17 protein-coding genes are annotated in these 16,090 nt (G+C 64.6%); 1 reads left to right on the top strand and 16 read right to left on the bottom strand.

The window, feature by feature from the left end; genetic code table 11:
* The 15 genes from SPR01S_RS14465 to SPR01S_RS14395 form a co-directional block, all read right to left on the bottom strand.
* Positions 1-549: A24 family peptidase (locus tag SPR01S_RS14465; RefSeq protein ID WP_066590553.1), on the bottom strand; the 549-nt coding region annotated here is incomplete at its 3' end.
* Positions 546-1,358, bottom strand: coding sequence for a tetratricopeptide repeat protein (locus SPR01S_RS14460; RefSeq protein WP_066590552.1), 813 nt, complete (start codon positions 1,356-1,358; stop codon positions 546-548). The genes SPR01S_RS14460 and SPR01S_RS14465, both read right to left, overlap by 4 nt.
* On the bottom strand, positions 1,355-2,356 hold the full coding sequence (locus SPR01S_RS14455) for a LytR C-terminal domain-containing protein (RefSeq protein WP_066590551.1): 1,002 nt from the start codon (positions 2,354-2,356) through the stop codon (positions 1,355-1,357). The genes SPR01S_RS14460 and SPR01S_RS14455 overlap by 4 nt, the downstream gene beginning before the upstream one ends.
* A gap of 4 nt (positions 2,357-2,360) precedes the next feature.
* Positions 2,361-3,329, bottom strand: a complete 969-nt coding sequence (locus SPR01S_RS14450) for a type II secretion system F family protein (protein WP_066590550.1) — start codon at positions 3,327-3,329, stop codon at positions 2,361-2,363.
* A gap of 4 nt (positions 3,330-3,333) precedes the next feature.
* The gene (locus tag SPR01S_RS14445) at positions 3,334-4,335 is read right to left on the bottom strand and encodes a type II secretion system F family protein (protein ID WP_066590549.1); all 1,002 of its coding nucleotides are present in this window, start codon (positions 4,333-4,335) and stop codon (positions 3,334-3,336) included.
* Positions 4,335-5,702 (bottom strand): TadA family conjugal transfer-associated ATPase, encoded by a 1,368-nt coding sequence (locus tag SPR01S_RS14440; RefSeq protein WP_066590548.1) that lies wholly within the window; start codon positions 5,700-5,702, stop codon positions 4,335-4,337. The genes SPR01S_RS14445 and SPR01S_RS14440 overlap by 1 nt, the downstream gene beginning before the upstream one ends.
* On the bottom strand, positions 5,702-6,889 hold the full coding sequence (locus SPR01S_RS14435) for a CpaE/TadZ family protein (RefSeq protein ID WP_066590547.1): 1,188 nt from the start codon (positions 6,887-6,889) through the stop codon (positions 5,702-5,704). The genes SPR01S_RS14440 and SPR01S_RS14435 overlap by 1 nt, the downstream gene beginning before the upstream one ends.
* 30 nt (positions 6,890-6,919) lie before the next feature.
* Complete coding sequence (locus tag SPR01S_RS14430) at positions 6,920-7,534, bottom strand: TadE/TadG family type IV pilus assembly protein (RefSeq protein WP_066590546.1); 615 nt, start codon at positions 7,532-7,534, stop codon at positions 6,920-6,922.
* Positions 7,531-8,049 carry a TadE/TadG family type IV pilus assembly protein gene (locus tag SPR01S_RS14425; protein WP_066590545.1) on the bottom strand — a complete coding sequence of 173 codons (519 nt, stop codon included), beginning with the start codon at positions 8,047-8,049 and terminating at the stop codon, positions 7,531-7,533. The genes SPR01S_RS14430 and SPR01S_RS14425 overlap by 4 nt, the downstream gene beginning before the upstream one ends.
* Entirely contained in the window at positions 8,046-9,587 is a 1,542-nt protein-coding gene (locus SPR01S_RS14420; RefSeq protein ID WP_066590544.1) for a pilus assembly protein TadG-related protein, read from the bottom strand. The genes SPR01S_RS14425 and SPR01S_RS14420 overlap by 4 nt, the downstream gene beginning before the upstream one ends.
* A 1-nt stretch (position 9,588) precedes the next feature.
* The gene (locus SPR01S_RS14415; RefSeq protein WP_084251205.1) at positions 9,589-9,894 is read right to left on the bottom strand and encodes a hypothetical protein; all 306 of its coding nucleotides are present in this window, start codon (positions 9,892-9,894) and stop codon (positions 9,589-9,591) included.
* A 5-nt stretch (positions 9,895-9,899) separates the two neighbouring features.
* On the bottom strand, positions 9,900-11,399 hold the full coding sequence (locus tag SPR01S_RS14410; RefSeq protein ID WP_066590542.1) for a type II and III secretion system protein family protein: 1,500 nt from the start codon (positions 11,397-11,399) through the stop codon (positions 9,900-9,902).
* Positions 11,386-12,270, bottom strand: a complete 885-nt coding sequence (gene cpaB / locus SPR01S_RS14405) for a Flp pilus assembly protein CpaB (protein ID WP_245662026.1) — start codon at positions 12,268-12,270, stop codon at positions 11,386-11,388. Before cpaB ends, SPR01S_RS14410 begins: the two co-directional genes overlap by 14 nt.
* Before the next feature lie 98 nt (positions 12,271-12,368).
* Complete coding sequence (locus SPR01S_RS14400; RefSeq protein WP_066590541.1) at positions 12,369-12,557, bottom strand: Flp family type IVb pilin; 189 nt, start codon at positions 12,555-12,557, stop codon at positions 12,369-12,371.
* Positions 12,558-12,647: 90 nt separating this feature from the next.
* Positions 12,648-12,833, bottom strand: coding sequence for a Flp family type IVb pilin (locus SPR01S_RS14395; protein ID WP_066590540.1), 186 nt, complete (start codon positions 12,831-12,833; stop codon positions 12,648-12,650).
* 515 nt (positions 12,834-13,348) lie between these two features.
* On the opposite strand from SPR01S_RS14395, the gene SPR01S_RS14390 reads away from it, so the two are divergent.
* Positions 13,349-14,845, top strand: coding sequence for a hypothetical protein (locus tag SPR01S_RS14390; RefSeq protein ID WP_066590539.1), 1,497 nt, complete (start codon positions 13,349-13,351; stop codon positions 14,843-14,845).
* A gap of 23 nt (positions 14,846-14,868) precedes the next feature.
* On the opposite strand, the gene SPR01S_RS14385 is transcribed toward SPR01S_RS14390, so the two are convergent.
* On the bottom strand, positions 14,869-16,032 hold the full coding sequence (locus SPR01S_RS14385) for a hypothetical protein (RefSeq protein WP_157082266.1): 1,164 nt from the start codon (positions 16,030-16,032) through the stop codon (positions 14,869-14,871).
* Positions 16,033-16,090 lie beyond the last annotated feature (58 nt).

The following is a 16,090-nucleotide window of genomic DNA, read 5'->3' as shown; positions in this document are numbered from 1 at the left end:
CCCTGCACTAAAATCCGCTCCGTCACGGTGGGTCAAACCCACGTTATCGCGCTCTAAGGGCTGCGGATTGATGTTGCCCCCGACGATCGCGAGCATCGCGCCGGCCGAGATGGCCAAGCCGTAAGGAATGGGGCCTCCGGCCTTGAGGCTGGCGACATTGGTCGATTGCGCGATCCCCGCCGGCAGCATGCGCCGTAGGACGATGAAGGCGATGGCGAGCAGCGCGCCGCCGATCCCCATCCATAGATAGAGCGCCGACGCGCCCTTGAAGTCGAACCACAAGGCGATCGCGGCCATCAATTTGACGTCGCCGCCGCCAAGCCACCCGCGCGAGAACAGAAACAGGCCGCCCAGGAAGGTGCCGACGAACACAAGCGCATTCTGCCACAATTGGGCGTTCCATCCGCAGCTGTACATCCAGACCGGAAACAGCAGGATGATCGCCGCCGGAAAGATGTTCGGGATGCGCAATTTCCACACGTCGGTCAGCGCGGCGAGTGCCAGCACGAGATACAGCGCGATCAACAGGACGTTGTGAAGCGGCGTCATTTTTGGGGTCCCAGTGACGAGAGCAAGCTGGCGGTTGTTGCCGGGTAGATTGGAGCCGCGGCGATCGACTGGGTAAGCCAAGCCCGCGCATCGTCGCTTCGGCCGGCAAGCGAGGCGGCATAACCGGCGTTGGACAATCGCTCCGCCCAGCGCGCCGCATCTTCGCCCCGGCGGCGGACCGGCGGCTCGCCCATCGATGCGGCGGCGATGTCGAGATTGTTGGCGACACGCCGGTCGTCGGGATCGGCCGCCAGCGCTTGCTGCAACAACGCCCTGGCTTCGGAATAGCGGTGTTGCATCAACAGCGAGACTGCCATGTCGTTGAGCAAGGATGCGCGCGGCGCGCCCAGTGCCGACGCGCGCTCATAGGCCGCCTTGCTGTCGTTCCACCGCGCACCGGAATCATAAGCGTGGCCGAGATCGGCCCATAACCGCCAGTCGGCTGGGCAGCGTGCCGTCGCATCCTGTAACCGAGCAAGCGCGGTGTCGGTGTGCCGTAGTGCCGCGGCCGCGCTGCCCAGTCCGGCGACCACGCGGCAATCCTGGCTGGGAGTCGCCGCCAATTTGGCGAAGGCGCTCTCGGCCTCGGCATATTGGCCTTGCGCCAGCATCAACTGCGCGCGGAGCACCGCGACATCGAACGTGCCGGATTCGGCGTCGGGCAGCAGATCGAGCATCGTCTGCGCCTGGACCAGCCGCCCGCCCCGGATCGCGGCATCGACCAGCTTGAGATCGTCCGACGGCGCCGCCGACGCCGCGCCACAGGCGAACAGGGCCGCAAGCGATAGCAGCCGGACGCCGATTATCACTGTCGTCCCCCGGCAGGCCTGGCGGCGAACCGCAGCGCGTTGCCGCCGACCAGCAATTGAATCCGGTTGGCCTGGGTGGTGGCGTAAAGCCGGGTGGGGAACGGCACCGCTCGCGCTAGCCGGCGCGCGGTCGCCTCGCCCGATGGCGGATAGAGGATGCGGCTGACCGTGATGCGCATCCCGCTGTCGCCGCGATCGAGCGGGCGCCAACCGCGCCCGGCAAGATAGGATTGAACGCGCCCGGCAATACCTTTGCGCCCGGCGGCGTTGATCACCATTGTGTTGCGCAGCGCGCCCGGCGCCGTCGTTGCGGCCAGCGGCTTCGGCGACGCAACCCGTGCGGGCGCGGGCGTCGACGTCAGCGGCGGCGCGAGAACATTTCCTCTGCTGGCGCCGCGATCAGGCGGCAGGATCAGACGGACGATTCCTGGTCCTAGCTGTTCGAGGCGCTGACCGGCCGCGACGACAGGGGCTGGCATGACAGGCACCGCCGCGGCGCTCGCCAACGCTGGGGCGGTTATTGGAGGCGGCGCAACCGGCTGGCTCGGCGGCGGCGGCGCGGCAGGCGTAGCGGAGGCGGAAGCCAGCATCGCGCGCATATCGATGTCGAGCAATTCCGCGCTCTCCTGGCGGCTCTGCGCGGTCAGCGACGCGGCATAGGCGCGATAGAAAGCTTCGTTGCGTGGCGCCAGCGCGAGCGCCTTCTGGAAATAGACGTCGCTCAGGTCGTAGCGGCGCAATCGATCATAACAGAGCGCGAGCCCTTCGACCGCAGCCGGATCGTCCGGGGTCGTCGCCAGGATGCGGCGATACATCTCGATCGCCAGCCCGTAATTGCCGTCCGCGAGCAGCCGGGCGGCGGCGACGGACGACGCATCCGTCGCGGCGGTGAAGCGCGTTCCTTCGGGCAGCGCGGTCCGTTTGGCCGAGCTCGTGCATCCGCCGATGGCGACGGCCAGGCCGATCAGGGCGGCGCGTGAGGCGAGAGTCCGCTTCATTCGGTCATCCTCCCATCATCGGCAGAAGCTGACGGACGACGCGGATCGCGGCCGGCAGCATCAGGACGCCGATCATCACCGGCAACATGCAGGCGACCAGCGGGATCGAGAGCAGCACCGGCAGGCGATGCGCCTTTTCCTGCGCGAGCATCTTGCGTCGCTCGCGCATTTCGCCGGCATAGATGCGCAGCGTCTGGCCGATGCTCGACCCGAGCTTGTTCGACTGGATCAGCAAGGTGGTGAACGATCGGATCTGATCGACCGCGGCGCGATCACCCATCCGGCGCAACGCCTCCTCGCGGCCGCGACCGGCGCGCAGTTCGAGCACCGTAGTCGCCAGCAGATTGGCGACCAACGGATGCGACCGCGCCATTTCGCGTCCAACGCGGTCGAACGCCGCTTCCATCCCGAGCCCGGCCTCGACGCAGACCAGCATCAGGTCGAGCGCGTCGGGAAAGCCGTTGACGATCTGCTCCTGGCGCCGCGACGCGCGCGCCGATACCCACAGGTTGGGCAGATAGAGGCCGAGCACCGCGAGGGCGGCACCGAACAGATAGAGCTTGAACACCGACGGCGCCTCACCGCGAAAGACGGTCGCCGCGATCAGCAGCAGCGGCAGCCCGAGCGTCAGTGCGAGGCGCACCAGCGTGAACACGCGCGGTGCCTGGGGCGATGTATAGCCTGCCGCCGCCAGTTTAGCGGTCAGCGTCGCATTGTTGGTGTCGAGCAGCGAAACCCCGCGCTTCTCGATCGCGGCGACGATGCGGCTCCAGGCATCGCCGCGCCCCGTGTCGCGCAACGTCTGGACATGCCCCCCGGTCTGCCCCGCCGCGGCGGCCTCGGCAAGCCGGCGGCGCAATGCGGCGCGCCCGGTGATCACGGTCGACACGCCGATCACGATCATCACCACCACCGCGAACAGGCCACCGAGGATCGCGTAGCGCGGGAATTGCTGGATCAGGGCTTCCCACATCGCGCTAGACCTTGATGTTGACGAGACGGCGGATGATGAAGAACCCGATCAGATAGAGCCCGATCAGGCAGCCGAAACCGATCGAGAAAGCGCGATCGCCCGCTACCTGGAGGTAGAAAGGCGGATTGAGCAGGAACAAGGCGACGAACGCCAGGACCGGCAAAGCGGTCAGGATCGTCGCGGTCATCCGCCCTTCCGAGCTGAGCGCGCGGACCATCAGCACCATGCTGGCGCGCTCGCGGATGACTTGCGACAGGTTTTCGAGAATCTCGGCGAGGTTGCCGCCGGTCTCGTTCTGCACCGACAGCGAGACGACGAACATGCGCAGGTCGTCGAGATCGCAGCGATCGGCCATGTTCTGCAGGGCGTCGCGCAAATCCGCGCCATAAGCGACTTCGTCGGTGACGATGCCGAATTCGCTGCCGATCGGGTCGGTCATTTCCTGGGTGAGGAGGTCGAGCGCGGAGGCCACGGGATGCCCGGCGCGCAAGCCGCGCACGAAGATGTCGAGTGCGACGGGAAATTGATCGGCCATCTTCTTGCGTCGCCGCTCGGCGCGCTGGGCGATCACCATCAGCGGCAGCACCATGCCCGCCGCGACGGCGAAGCAGGCCGTCATCAGCACCGTGCCCAGGCCGATCCGAAAGCCGAAGATGACGGCGCCGAACATCGTCAGCACGAACAACACCGCGACGATCAGCAGCATCAGCATGAAAGTGCGTCCCGGCGACATCCCGAAGCCGGCGGCACGCAGCGTGCTGTCGAGCTTCTTGCCCGGACCGGCCAGGATGCCCGGCAGGTGGATCGCGTCGCCCCAAGTCTCGCGGCGCAGGCGCGCGAGAACCTCGGGACGATCGAAGCCGCTGGCGATCAGGCGCAGGCGCTTATTGACCGCCATCGCGCCGCCGCGATTGGTGCGGTACCAGCGCATGCCGCCCTCGATCCCGAGCACGACGGCCGCGAACACGAGCGCCAGGACGAGCAGCCGGATGACGTCGGTCGACATCAGGCGAGCGCCGCGCTGGGATTGAAGATATCCGCGGGCAGCTTGATCCCGCGATCCTCCAGCTCTTGCATGAAATGCGGGCGGATGCCGCTCGCTTCGAACCGGCCGAGCACCGCGCCATGCTCGTCGCGGCCGGTCATGCGGAAGCGGAAGATTTCCTGCATGGTGACGACTTCGCCTTCCATGCCGATCAGCTCGGACAGGCTCATCAGGCGACGCTTGCCGTCGGACAGGCGGCCGACCTGGATGACGACGTTGATCGCCGAGGCGATCTGCGCGCGGGCCGAACGCGGCGCGATGTCGATCCCGCTCATGCCGATCATCTGTTCGAGCCGCGACAAGGCGTCCCGCGGGGTATTGGCGTGCACCGTGGTCATCGACCCGTCATGTCCGGTGTTCATCGCCTGCAGCATGTCGAACGCCTCGCCGGCGCGGACTTCGCCGACGATGATGCGATCGGGCCGCATGCGCAGCGCGTTCTTGAGCAGATCGCGCTGGGTGACTTCGCCATTGCCCTCGATATTGGCCGGACGCGTTTCGAGCCGCGCGATATGCGCCTGTTGCAGCTGGAGTTCGGCCGAATCCTCGATCGTCACGATCCGCTCGGCATTGTCGATATAGGCCGACATCGCGTTGAGCAGGGTGGTCTTGCCCGACCCGGTGCCGCCCGAGATGAGGATGTTGCGCCGCGCCTCGACGATCGCTTCGAGCACTTGCGCGACCGCGCGCGGCACGCTGCCATAGGAAATCAGCCGCTCCATATCGATCGGCACCCGCGCGAACTTGCGGATCGAGAGCAGGGAGCCGTCGACCGCGAGCGGCGGGATGATCGCGTTGACGCGCGACCCGTCGGCCAGCCGGGCGTCGACATAAGGCGATGCCTCGTCGACCCGGCGTCCGACCGCGGCGACGATCTTCTGGATGATGCGCAACAGATGCCGCTCGTCCTTGAAGCGGATCGATGACGGCTCGAGCTTGCCATGGCGCTCGACGAACACCGAGTCATAGCCGTTAACCAGGATGTCGGTGATGCTCTCGTCCTTGAGCAACGGCTCGAGCGGCCCGAGGCCGAGCAGTTCGTCGAGCACGTCGCTGACCAACCGCTTGCGCTCGGCCAGGTTGAGCGCGTGCTTCTGCAGCGACAATTGTTCGTGGACGATCTCGCCGATCTCGGCCTGGATCTGCTCGCGCGACATGGTTTCGAGCGCGGACAGGTTGATCAGGTCGAGCAGCCGCTGGTGCAATTCCACCTTGAGCGCGGTATGGCGATCGGCCTCCGCTTGCGACTGCTCTTCCTTGTCGGGCACGACCGCTGCCTGCCCGGAGGCAGCGCGTTCGCCGGTCCGTCTGATCTGCCAGGCACTCATCAGCCGCGCTCGAGCAGCATGTCGATCGCGTCGAGCAGCTTGTTGAGATCGCGGGACACCGCGCTCTTCGACTTGATGTCGCCGATCATCACCCCGCGATTGAGCGCGGTGTTCATCAGCGAGAAGTCGTTGGTGACGCTGAGCCCGATCTGGCGACCGATCGTCTCCGAAGCATCCTTCAGGTTGATCTGCTGGAACAGCTTCTTCTCGACGCGGTTGACCACGACCTGGATCTTGTCGGCCGCGACGCCCAGCTTGACCAGCAAGGCGAGTTGGCGCTGCGCCTGCCGCAGGCTGGCGATCGACAGTTCGACGATCAGGAACACCACGTCCGACTGCGCGACCAGCGAGAGCGACCAATTGGTCCAGTCGCTCGGCAGGTCGAGGAAGACGGTGCGATATTCCGCGGTTGCCAAATGGATGATGTCGCAGATCTGGTCGACGCCGACGGTGTCAGTCGGCATCAGGTCGGCGGGGGCGGCGACGACCCGCAGGCCCGATTCATGTTCGGCCGCGACCGACGCCAGCACGGCGGGATCGAGCCGCTTGCCGGCATCGAGCAACTCGCTGACAGTCAAATTCGGGCTGATACCGAGATGCGTCGCGGCATTGCCGCCCTGGAGGTCGAGGTCGAACAGGCACACCTTGAACCCGCGATCGGCTTCGCGCTGGGCATAAAGCGCGGCGGCCTGGGTCAGCAAAGCGGTCGCGCCGACACCGCCGACGCTCTTGATGATCGACACGACCTTGCCGGTCGGCGTCGCCTGAGCCAGCCCGCGCTCGATCTCCTCGCGCATCCGTTCGAGCACGGTTTCGAGGTCGTTGCGGACCAACGGCAAGGCGATGACGTCCTTGATGCCCGCGCGCAGCAGCGCCTGCATTGTCGGGACGGTGGGGTTGCGCACTGCCGCGATCACCGCGACCGATGGATTTTCGACGTGCAGCCGGACCAGCCGCGCGAGCGAAGCCGGGCGATCCGGGCGCACCTCGATCACGATCACACGCGCGCGCTTGACGATCTCTTCCGGGACCTCGTCATCGGGCTCGATCTTGCTGGTGTCGAGCGACCAGCCGGCAACGACGCTGGGGCCGAATTCGGCGGTCAGCACTTCTTCCTGCGACAGGACGAGCTCGACCGCCGCGCCGGGCCGCCTGATGGTCCAGCTATTCGGTTCGAACTCGGACAAGTCTACCGCTCCCACAACGCAAACTCCCATCTAACCAGTCTTGCCGTCTTCCAGCGTCAGCGAGGCGGCATAAGCCGGCAGGTTGAGGCTGGTGCTTCCGAAGAAGCGGAAAAGCATCGGCGTGAATGTCATATTCTTGAGCTTTACCGTGATCAGCGGAGATACCTGGATTCCGTTGGGATCCCCGGCATAGCCCAAGCCCGAATATTCATAGCTTATCGTGACGTTGTCGGCGGTCAGGCTGGGATAGAATCGCTGCATCTGGGTCACGATGGCGTTGAACGCGGCCGTGTTGATGGGGGTAAGAGTGGGGCAAGTCGCCCCCGTCTTGCAGGTGCAGGTCACCGTACCGCCGGCCGAATTGCAGTCGGCGCCACCGAATGAACTCAACGGGATCGGATCGCCCTGCGGGATCCCACCGGCCACCGCGAAGTCATAGGTTGCCAGGCCACCCGGCACGACGTCATTGGTGACCGCGTAGCGCACGCCCATCTGGGTCGCCTTTTCGGCGCGGTTGCAGGTCCACAGGAACCGGCCGAGATCGACCGTGCCGATCATGAACGACAGCAGCAGGGGCGTCAGCAGGCCGAATTCGGCGGCGGTCCCGCCATGCGTCGATCGCAGCAGCGCGCGGATCGCCTTCATGCGCCCACCACCGCCGCTTGCGCAGTCGCGTTGAGGTTGATCGTCGTCTTGGTGATGCCGAACGCCTTGAACAGCGAGGGATAGGGCAGTGTCGCGGTCACCGAGACCACCGGCACCCCCGCCGACGAGGCGGTATAGATGCCGCCACGATAGGTGGTGTCGGTGTTGCACGCGACCGACACGACGATGGTTGAGTTGCTCGTCCAGCCGTTGAGGCGAACGTTGCCGGTCCCGTCGACGGTGTTGGTGCGGACCAGATTCTGCGTTGCCACGGCAACGGCACTGGTATCGTTGGTCACCGCGGCACAATTGACCGGGTAGCGGCGCGACGCGTAGCGCGCGCCGTCGCGCACGCCCTTCAGCATGGCATGTTCCGACAGGAAGTAATTGCCGAGATCGACCGCGCCGCAAGCGAGCACGAGGAATATCGGCGTGACGAGCGCCATCTCGACCGCCGCGGAGCCGCGGCGGCAGGCCAACGCCCGCGAGGCGACCGAGGCGCGCCGCCCGATCATTCGATCAGATAGGGTACGTCCTTGCGTACCACCTGACCCGCGGTACCGCCCGCGCTGCCGCTGTTGGTTTCGCCGATGACCTCGACATAGATATCGCCGGCGCTGGTCCGCGTCCGGTTCGCCGACGGTTCGACCAGGAACAGCTCGACCCATTTGACTACCGGCACGTTGGTCGACGATCCGTTGACGCTGTTCTGTTGGCAATTGACGATCGCCGCGGAGATACGCCGCCGGTCGACATTGTTGCCGCCTGGGGTGATCCCGCCGGAGGGCGTACCCGACCAACAGATCGGTGCGCCATAAGCCGTCGTTCCCCCGCCGACCGCGCGGGGCGTGTTGATGCGCGACGCCGCGTTAGTCAGTTCCCACGTATAGACTTGGTATCGCGTGACAGTGTTGGGGTTGTACCCAGCTGTCGTCATCGCAGTTCGCCAGTCGAACCCCGACCCATAATTGACGTAGAAATAGGCGTTACGATCCCACAACCCGTCGCCGATCCGGCCGCTCGCGCAGCTACCGTTGGCGCTAATAGCATGGCACATGTCGCGCGGATAACCGATCGCACTGGGCATCTGAGCCGAGGTCAGCGGCGTCGTGGCGCTGGTCGGCAGATAGGGATTGGACGCTTCCTGCCAGCCGTTATTGCCGAGCGTGCAGGAATTGTTGCCGTTACCGTTTTTCTTGACCAGGTCCTTGACCGTGTTGGCCGACGGCGGACAGGTGCCGCCGGACGGACAGGACTGACCCGAATCGTAGATGTCGAAGCGGGTATTGAGCGCATCGGTAACCGACACGCTGGCACCTGGTTTGGTGTCGACCCCAGTCTGCGGCAGGCAGTCGCCGGCGGGCGTCAGCCAGCCCAGCCCCTCGCGTAAGCCCTGCGCGCCGTTGCTGCCGGAATGGGTGTTGAGATAGCCGAAATTGCCCGGCGACCAGCCACCATTGCCGTTGCCGACCGACACCAGATTGAGCCCGGCCCCGATCAGCCCGGTCGCGTCGAACGTTTTGGTCGTCGCTGTTTCCTGCGGATTGCAGATCATCACCGGCGGCACTTTGCAGATGCCCGACGCTACGCCGGCGAACGCCTTGGCGTTGATCGATCCCGAGGTGAAGGCGGCAACCACTGGAGTCAGCGCATAGCGCGCCTGCTTGGTGTCGACGGTAACCTGGACGAAATAGGAATTGGCATCGCTGGTCGACAGCGTGGTCTTGGCCTTGTCCTGATAGAACAAAATGTTGGCGTCGGACACCGACACCGACCGATTGCCGCCGTCATTGGCGAACAATGCCAGGTTGGTGATCAGGGTCTTCGCTGCTGCCTTGGCGCGGGTCTGCGCGCCGGTCTTGCCGTCAAGCTGTGCGGCGGCGGCGAGCGCGGCATGGTCGGCCGCGTCCTGAAGCTCGGTATGCATGCCGACCAGGCGCGAATAATCGAATCCGATCCCCGCCGCGCCGATCAGCGCGAACAAAGATATGGCGACGATGGGCGCGACCGATCCGCTCTCGGACTTCCAGAGCTTTTGGGTTGCGCGGCGCATGTCAGTTGGAACTGGGGGGGGATCCCCCCCCGCCTCCGCCGCTGGAACCTCCGCCGCTGCCGCTGCCCGTCGTCTGGGCCTGGGGCTGCTTGACCGTCCCCTTACGATAGCGCTCGGCGGCGTTCGCCGCCTGCGTGCCCGATCCGCCTTCCATCACCGCGGCCTCGGCGGGCACCGGCTTGGGCTCGGGATTGATCGTCTGGAGCGCATAATCGGTCTTGGCCGCATCGCCCAGGGTCGTGTCGATCGGCGTGCAGCCGGCCAACAGCGCGATGCCCGCAATCGTGATCGGAAGAATGAAGCGCATGTCGGTCACCTTTGCGGCGCGTAGCCATTGGGACCGGAAAAGCCTCCGGCGGGTGGTGTCGGTTTCGGCCCGTCCTTGGGCGGTTCGTTCGGGTCGAACGGGTTGGTCCCGACCGCCTTGTCGGTTCGCCCGTTCAGGAACAGGTCGAGCTCGCTCGGCGGCTGGACGCGATCGGTTGGCAGCCGCATCTGGCCCGCCGGCACCGGCCGCACCAGACGCGGCGTGACGATGATGACCAGCTCGGTTTCCTGGCGCTGGAACCCGCGCGAGCTGAACAAGGCGCCGATGATCGGGATCGACCCGAGCAGCGGGAATTGCCTGACGGTGCTCTGGAAATCCTTGCGCAACAACCCGGCGATCGCGAACGACTGGCCGTCGCGCAGTTCCAGTGTGGTCTTTGCGCGCCGCGTTTGCAGGCCGGGAATGGTCAGGCCATTGATCGTGACCGATGCCGAGGGATCGATCGAGCTGACTTCGGGCGCGACCACCATGTTGATCACACCGTCGTCGAGCACGGTCGGCGTGAACGCCAGGCTGACCCCGAACGGCTTGTATTCGACCGTGATCGCGTTGCCGCCGTTCTGGCCAGCGCCGCTGCTGCCCTGCGATATGGGAACGGGGAATTCGCCGCCCGCCAGGAACGATGCGGATTCGCCCGACAAGGCGACCAGGGTCGGTTCGGCCAGGGTGGTCACCAGGCCCTTGCGCTCGAGCGCGTCGAGCGCGGTGAAGATGTTGAGATTGCCGAGCGAGATGCCCTTGGACACCACGCCGAACGTGTCGAGGATGCCGGACAAATTGACCGTCGGCACTCCGTTCTTGTTGGTCAGCAGCGCCGTCCCCGGCGCGGTATTGCCGATGCCGCCCTGGAAAGTGTTGGCGCCATTGCCGTTGGTGAAGGCGGTGTTGATCCCCAGGCTCTTGGCTACGTTGCGGTTCATTTCGGAGAACCGCACTTCCAGCATGACCTGTTGCGCCGCGCCGACCGACAAGAGATTGACGACCTTGTCGCCGGCATAGGTGGCGGCGATCTGCTTGGCGCGATCGATCGCCGGGCCGCTCGACACGGTGCCGGTCAGCACGACGGAATCGCCGGACATGCGGACGCCGATCTGCTCGCTCGGCATCAGTTCGCTCAGCTGACGGCGAAGCGAGATGACATCCGGCCCGACCGCGACGTCGATCACCGAGATCAGGTTGTTGTTCTTGTCATAGAGCGTCAGGCTGGTCGTGCCGATCTTCTTGCCCAGCACATAGAGCGAGCGGTTGGTCAGCGGCAGGACGTCGGCGACATCGGCGTTGCCGATCAGCGCCTTGGCGAACGGCCGGTCGGCGGTCAGCACCTGGCTCTTGTTGACGGCGACGTCGAGCTCGCCGGCGCGCAGATTGGCGTCCGCCGCCCTGACCGTTTCCTGGGCCTGGGTCATCGTCGGGACGACGATGGCGGCGGCGCCGGCCGCCAGTGCGAGCACGCGAAGGCGCGCCTTCATGTCAACGACCGACATAGCGACCCACCTCATAGCTGCTGTCCTTGGTACCGCGCACGACCATGACCGTCAGGTCGGGGTTCGGCGCGGGCGGCTTGGGGGGCATTCGTGGTCCCGCTGGCGGCCCATAGGCGATCGGCGCCGGCTGATAGCGCGGCGCGCCGTCCGAATAGCCGCCGACATAGGCGCCATCGCGCAGATCGTCGGTGCTGACGGTTTCGACCGTCGGGCTGGCCTCGGACGCGGGATTGACCAGCGCCAGGCTCAATTGCCCGACCTGCTGCGCCAGCGCGAGTTTCTGCGCATCGACCTGTGCAACTTCGAGCGTCGCGGTCTTGCCGATCGCGGGCTTGTCGGTGCTGTCGCTGGCGTCCTGGTCGATCGCGATGACGCGGACCTTTTGCAGCAGGACGTCGGTGATCTGCTGGCTGTTGCCGTTGGGGTTCATCGGCGTGCGCGTGACGAGGACGTCGACGACGTCCCCCGGCAGCACGAACCCGCCCACTCCGGCGACGTCGCTGAGGCGCACGGCGACCGCGCGCTTGGTCGGATCGAGCACCGCGGAGATCGCCGCGCGGCCGCCTTCACCCGAAATCTTGGAACGCAGGATCGGCTCGTTCGCCGCCATCGGGCGGAGCGCGACGCGCGTATGGTTCATCGGCAACAGCTGCGGGATCGAGCTGAACGTCCCTTCGGGCAGCGAGCCCGCCGGCCAATCGACCAGCCGCACCTTGTCGGGCGTGATCGGCGTGCCGAAATCGAGCGGAACGCTCGCCACCGCGACCTTCACCGTGCCCTGGGGGCTGGTATTCTGTTGCTGTTCGACCCGGCCAAGATAGGAATTGGCAAGGAAAACCGCCGCCAATCCGATCAGGATCGCGACGCCCAAAATTATCAATCCTTGTCCACGCATATCCCGACCCCCCGCCGGTCAATCGTAACAGTGATAAACAGGGCCGCGGACCGGCCGCGACCCTGTTCAGATCATCAGCAAACGAGCGTAGAAGTGCCGCCGCTGTTGATGCAGTTCGACGCCTTGTTCATGGCGCCGCTGATCGAGGTGCCGAGCGTATAGGCAGCAACGGCGATGCCGGTGCCGACGATCGCCAGGATCAGCGCGTATTCGGCCGCCGAAGCGCCGCTCGTGTCGGTCAGCAGATTCTTGATCATCGTCATGTCGAAAACTCCTCATATGCCGGATTTCATCCGGCTTGATCGGCGGGGCGCTTCCCCTCCCGAAAGCACCCCGCCCGCGTCAGTTGTGCATCAGCAGGCCGTGGAACTCGGCGTGCGGTTGATGCAGTTCGACGCCTTGTTCATGGCGCCGCTGATCGAGGTGCCGAGCGTGTAAGCGGCAACGGCGATGCCGGTGCCGACGATCGCCAGGATCAGCGCATATTCGGCGGCAGAGGCGCCGCTGTCGTCCAACAAAAGATTCTTGATCATCGTCATGTCACTTCCCCAATTCCCCGCCGGATTTCTCCGGCCCCAACTATTCCGTGGGCAGTCTGGGATCGGGCGTGTCCAAACTCGTTCGAGAGCTGGTCCGATCAGTCGTCCCCGGAATGCCAGTTGATGAAGGGGCCCAACCGGGTAACGTGTCAATAACTGACGATTTTCATAGTTCTTTCAGCGAGTTAGTCTTAATTTATGTTAACCAATTTAGTTTTAATCTTTTGTTATCAAACACTTGTCTGAAATGACTTGGGGAAGGGATGCTGTCGGTTAACCATCAATAAATGCAGAAAAAATGTGCCGCGCGGGACGATAGGCATAGTTTGTATATCCTTCGTCATACCCATTCCGGGCCTGACGGTACGTAACGCTATGTCGCATTTATCCAACGGTATGAATCGCCTGTCCGATTCCTACAATTCGGCGAATCACTTTGGCAAAAAACGAATCACCTATTAGGCAATGATCGGGATCCGGGGGGATTTTAGAATGCCGCAATTAAGCTTGCCAAAATGAGTAAGGGAAAAGCCAGCGATGCTGACCTTCCCGATATTGCCTTTCTATTATTAACCAGCTTTATCGCGTTCGCCTTCGTGACGGTCTTGTCCTCGGCATTCGCCGACGGCGACACCGGATGGCATATCGCGACCGGACGATGGATCGTGGCGCACGGCACGGTTCCCCTATCCGACCCCTTCTCGTTCACCGCACGCGGCCATCCCTGGGTCGCGCACGAATGGCTGTCGGAACTGCTGATGTACGGCGCCTGGCGATATGGCGGATGGAGCGGGCTGATCCTGTTGTTCGGCACCGCCTCGGCGGCGCTCTATGGCATCATCTCGCTCCATTTGCGGCGCTGGCAGCGTCTCGGCGCGGCGGCGCTGATGATGGTCTATCTGTCGATTGGGCTGGCCCAGTCGCTGTTGGCGAGGCCGCATTTGCTCGCTCTGCCGATTCTGGCGGCGTGGCTGATCGTGCTCCTGCGCGCACGCGAGCGCGAGCGCGCGCCCCCGCTCGCGCTTGCGATTCTTATGTTGGTCTGGGCCAATGCGCATGGCAGCTTCGTTTTCGGCCTGGCACTGGCCGGCGGCCTGGGATTGGAGGCGCTGGTTACAGCGGCGCCCGGCGACCGGCTGCGCGTCATGCGGCAATGGGGGCTGTTCGGCATCGTCTCGCTCGCCGCCGCGCTGGCTACCCCGGCCGGGTTCGACGGCCTGCTCTATCCCTTCTACGTCAACAACCTCTCGATACTGTCCTTGATTGCCGAATGGCGACCGGCCCGGCTCACCGCGTCGAGCCTGGAAATACTGCTGTTGAGCGGGCTGTTCTTCCTGTTCCTGCGTCCCGTTCGCATTCCGATAATGCGGCTTCTGATCCTGTTGGCGGCGCTGCACATCACGTTCGAGCACGCCCGTAACCAGATGGTGCTGGTGACGCTTGCGACGATCCTGCTGGCCGAGCCGTTGGGGCGCGCCTGGGCCGAAGATACCGAGCGGCCGCGGCCGGCATTGCTGCGGCGACTGGCGGAGCGGCGCGAGCTTGCGCCGTTGTTGGCGGTCGGGTTGCTGTTGTTCCTCGGGACTGCGACCTATCGCCTGATCACGCCATTCGATCGGCCTGACAGCTCTGGCGTTCCGATCGCCGCATTGCGCAACCTGCCGCCCGGATTGCACGGGAAGCCGGTATTCAACGAATATAGCTTCGGTGGCCTGTTGGCGTTCGATGGCATCGCACCGTTTATCGACGGGCGGTCGGACATGTATGGCGACGCGTTCACTAACGACTATTTCAAGATCGCCAATGGCGATGTTGCGCGCTGGAAGGCTGCCGAAGCGCGCTGGAAATTCGCCTGGACGATCCTGCCGCCCGACAATGCGCTGGTGAAGATACTCGATCGTGAGCCTGGCTGGCGGCGCATCTATGTCGACAAATGGGCGGTCATTCAGGTCAACGATCGCGCATCACCGGCCGCGTCCTTCCAAAAGGAGCACGGCGTTCAGATTCGATGACGTTCGACGCCGACTTTCGCCACCTATTCCGCCGCGACGGGTAGGGCGTTGGCAGGCGCCAGCGACTGGCGCGTCGCGACCGCCATGGCGAAGAGCGCGAACCCGGTGGCGATCGTCCAGGCGAAGATGCGGGTCATGAACCAAGCATGGATGTAAAAATGGTGATTGAGCGCCGCGACCCATAGAACCAGCACGAGGTTGGATGCGGCGATCAGCGCTGCTCTGCTCCGCAACTCGGTGCGGCGAAGATGCGTGTACCCCGCCGCGCCAAAGACGATGGCCAACGACAGGATCATCACGACCAGAACGGGTTGGCCTCCGGCCATTCCGCCCAATCCCTGCGATACTCGGCTGATAATGTTGTCGACGGTCGGCGGCGGAAATCCGTTGAACTGGGCGGAGCCGGCGACGCGCGCGAAGAATTGCGACCCTGCAGATGTCACCGCACCATCGCCGAACAGCATTTGAGTCAGCACGATCTTGATAGCGGCGATCGCCGCAGCCGCCGCGACGAACGAAACGCAGGCCTGCACTACGCTCGACCGCAAGCGATCATCCCGCCGCTCCGCCATCGTTACGCCGGCGATCGTCAGCGCAATTCCCAAGGGTAATCCGCCGGTCCAGAATTCGAATATCGCGGTCAAGGCGCCGAACACCGCGGCGGCGGTCACGAATTCAGCGGGGCGCGACTGCTCGCTGTAGCTGACGGCTTGCAACCAAAGCGCGTAGCCAAGCAGGACGGCGTCGGCCGGGGCGTGACCGAGCGATTGGCCGAAATATTCGACTCCGTAAAATCGCGCGAAACTCGCGAAGAGACATAGCCAGAAAAGGACATTGACCGTGGCGCCGCGGCTCAGCGCCTCTCGCATCGCGAAAACCAAACCGGCGACGAGCAGGCCGTAAATTACAAGCTGGTATAGCATCCGTATCGCTTTCACCGGCAAAACGCCGAGCAACAGGCGTGCGAGCACCGTATGGCCGTGAATATAGTTCTGGTAGAAATTCATTTGGCCATGCTTGCCATTCAGTACCGAATCCTTGAGCTCCCGACACACACCCGTCGTGCGGATGGCGAGGTCGTTTGGCGGGGTCACCGTCATCTGCGCCCGCGTTCCCGATCGCGAGATCGCTTGATCGAGAATTAGGCAATCGTTGAACTGATGCGCGCCGATCCGCGCGTCCATCATCGTAATATCGTATTCCGTGAGATCGCCGCTTGAGTAAGCCGTGGCAACGGCTGTCCTC

It is taken from the genome of Sphingomonas pruni NBRC 15498 (assembly GCF_001598455.1).
Classification (GTDB): Bacteria; Pseudomonadota; Alphaproteobacteria; order Sphingomonadales; family Sphingomonadaceae; genus Sphingomonas; species Sphingomonas pruni.
Note: the sequence above shows the minus strand (reverse complement) of the source record. Positions and strands in the feature narration are given on the sequence as shown.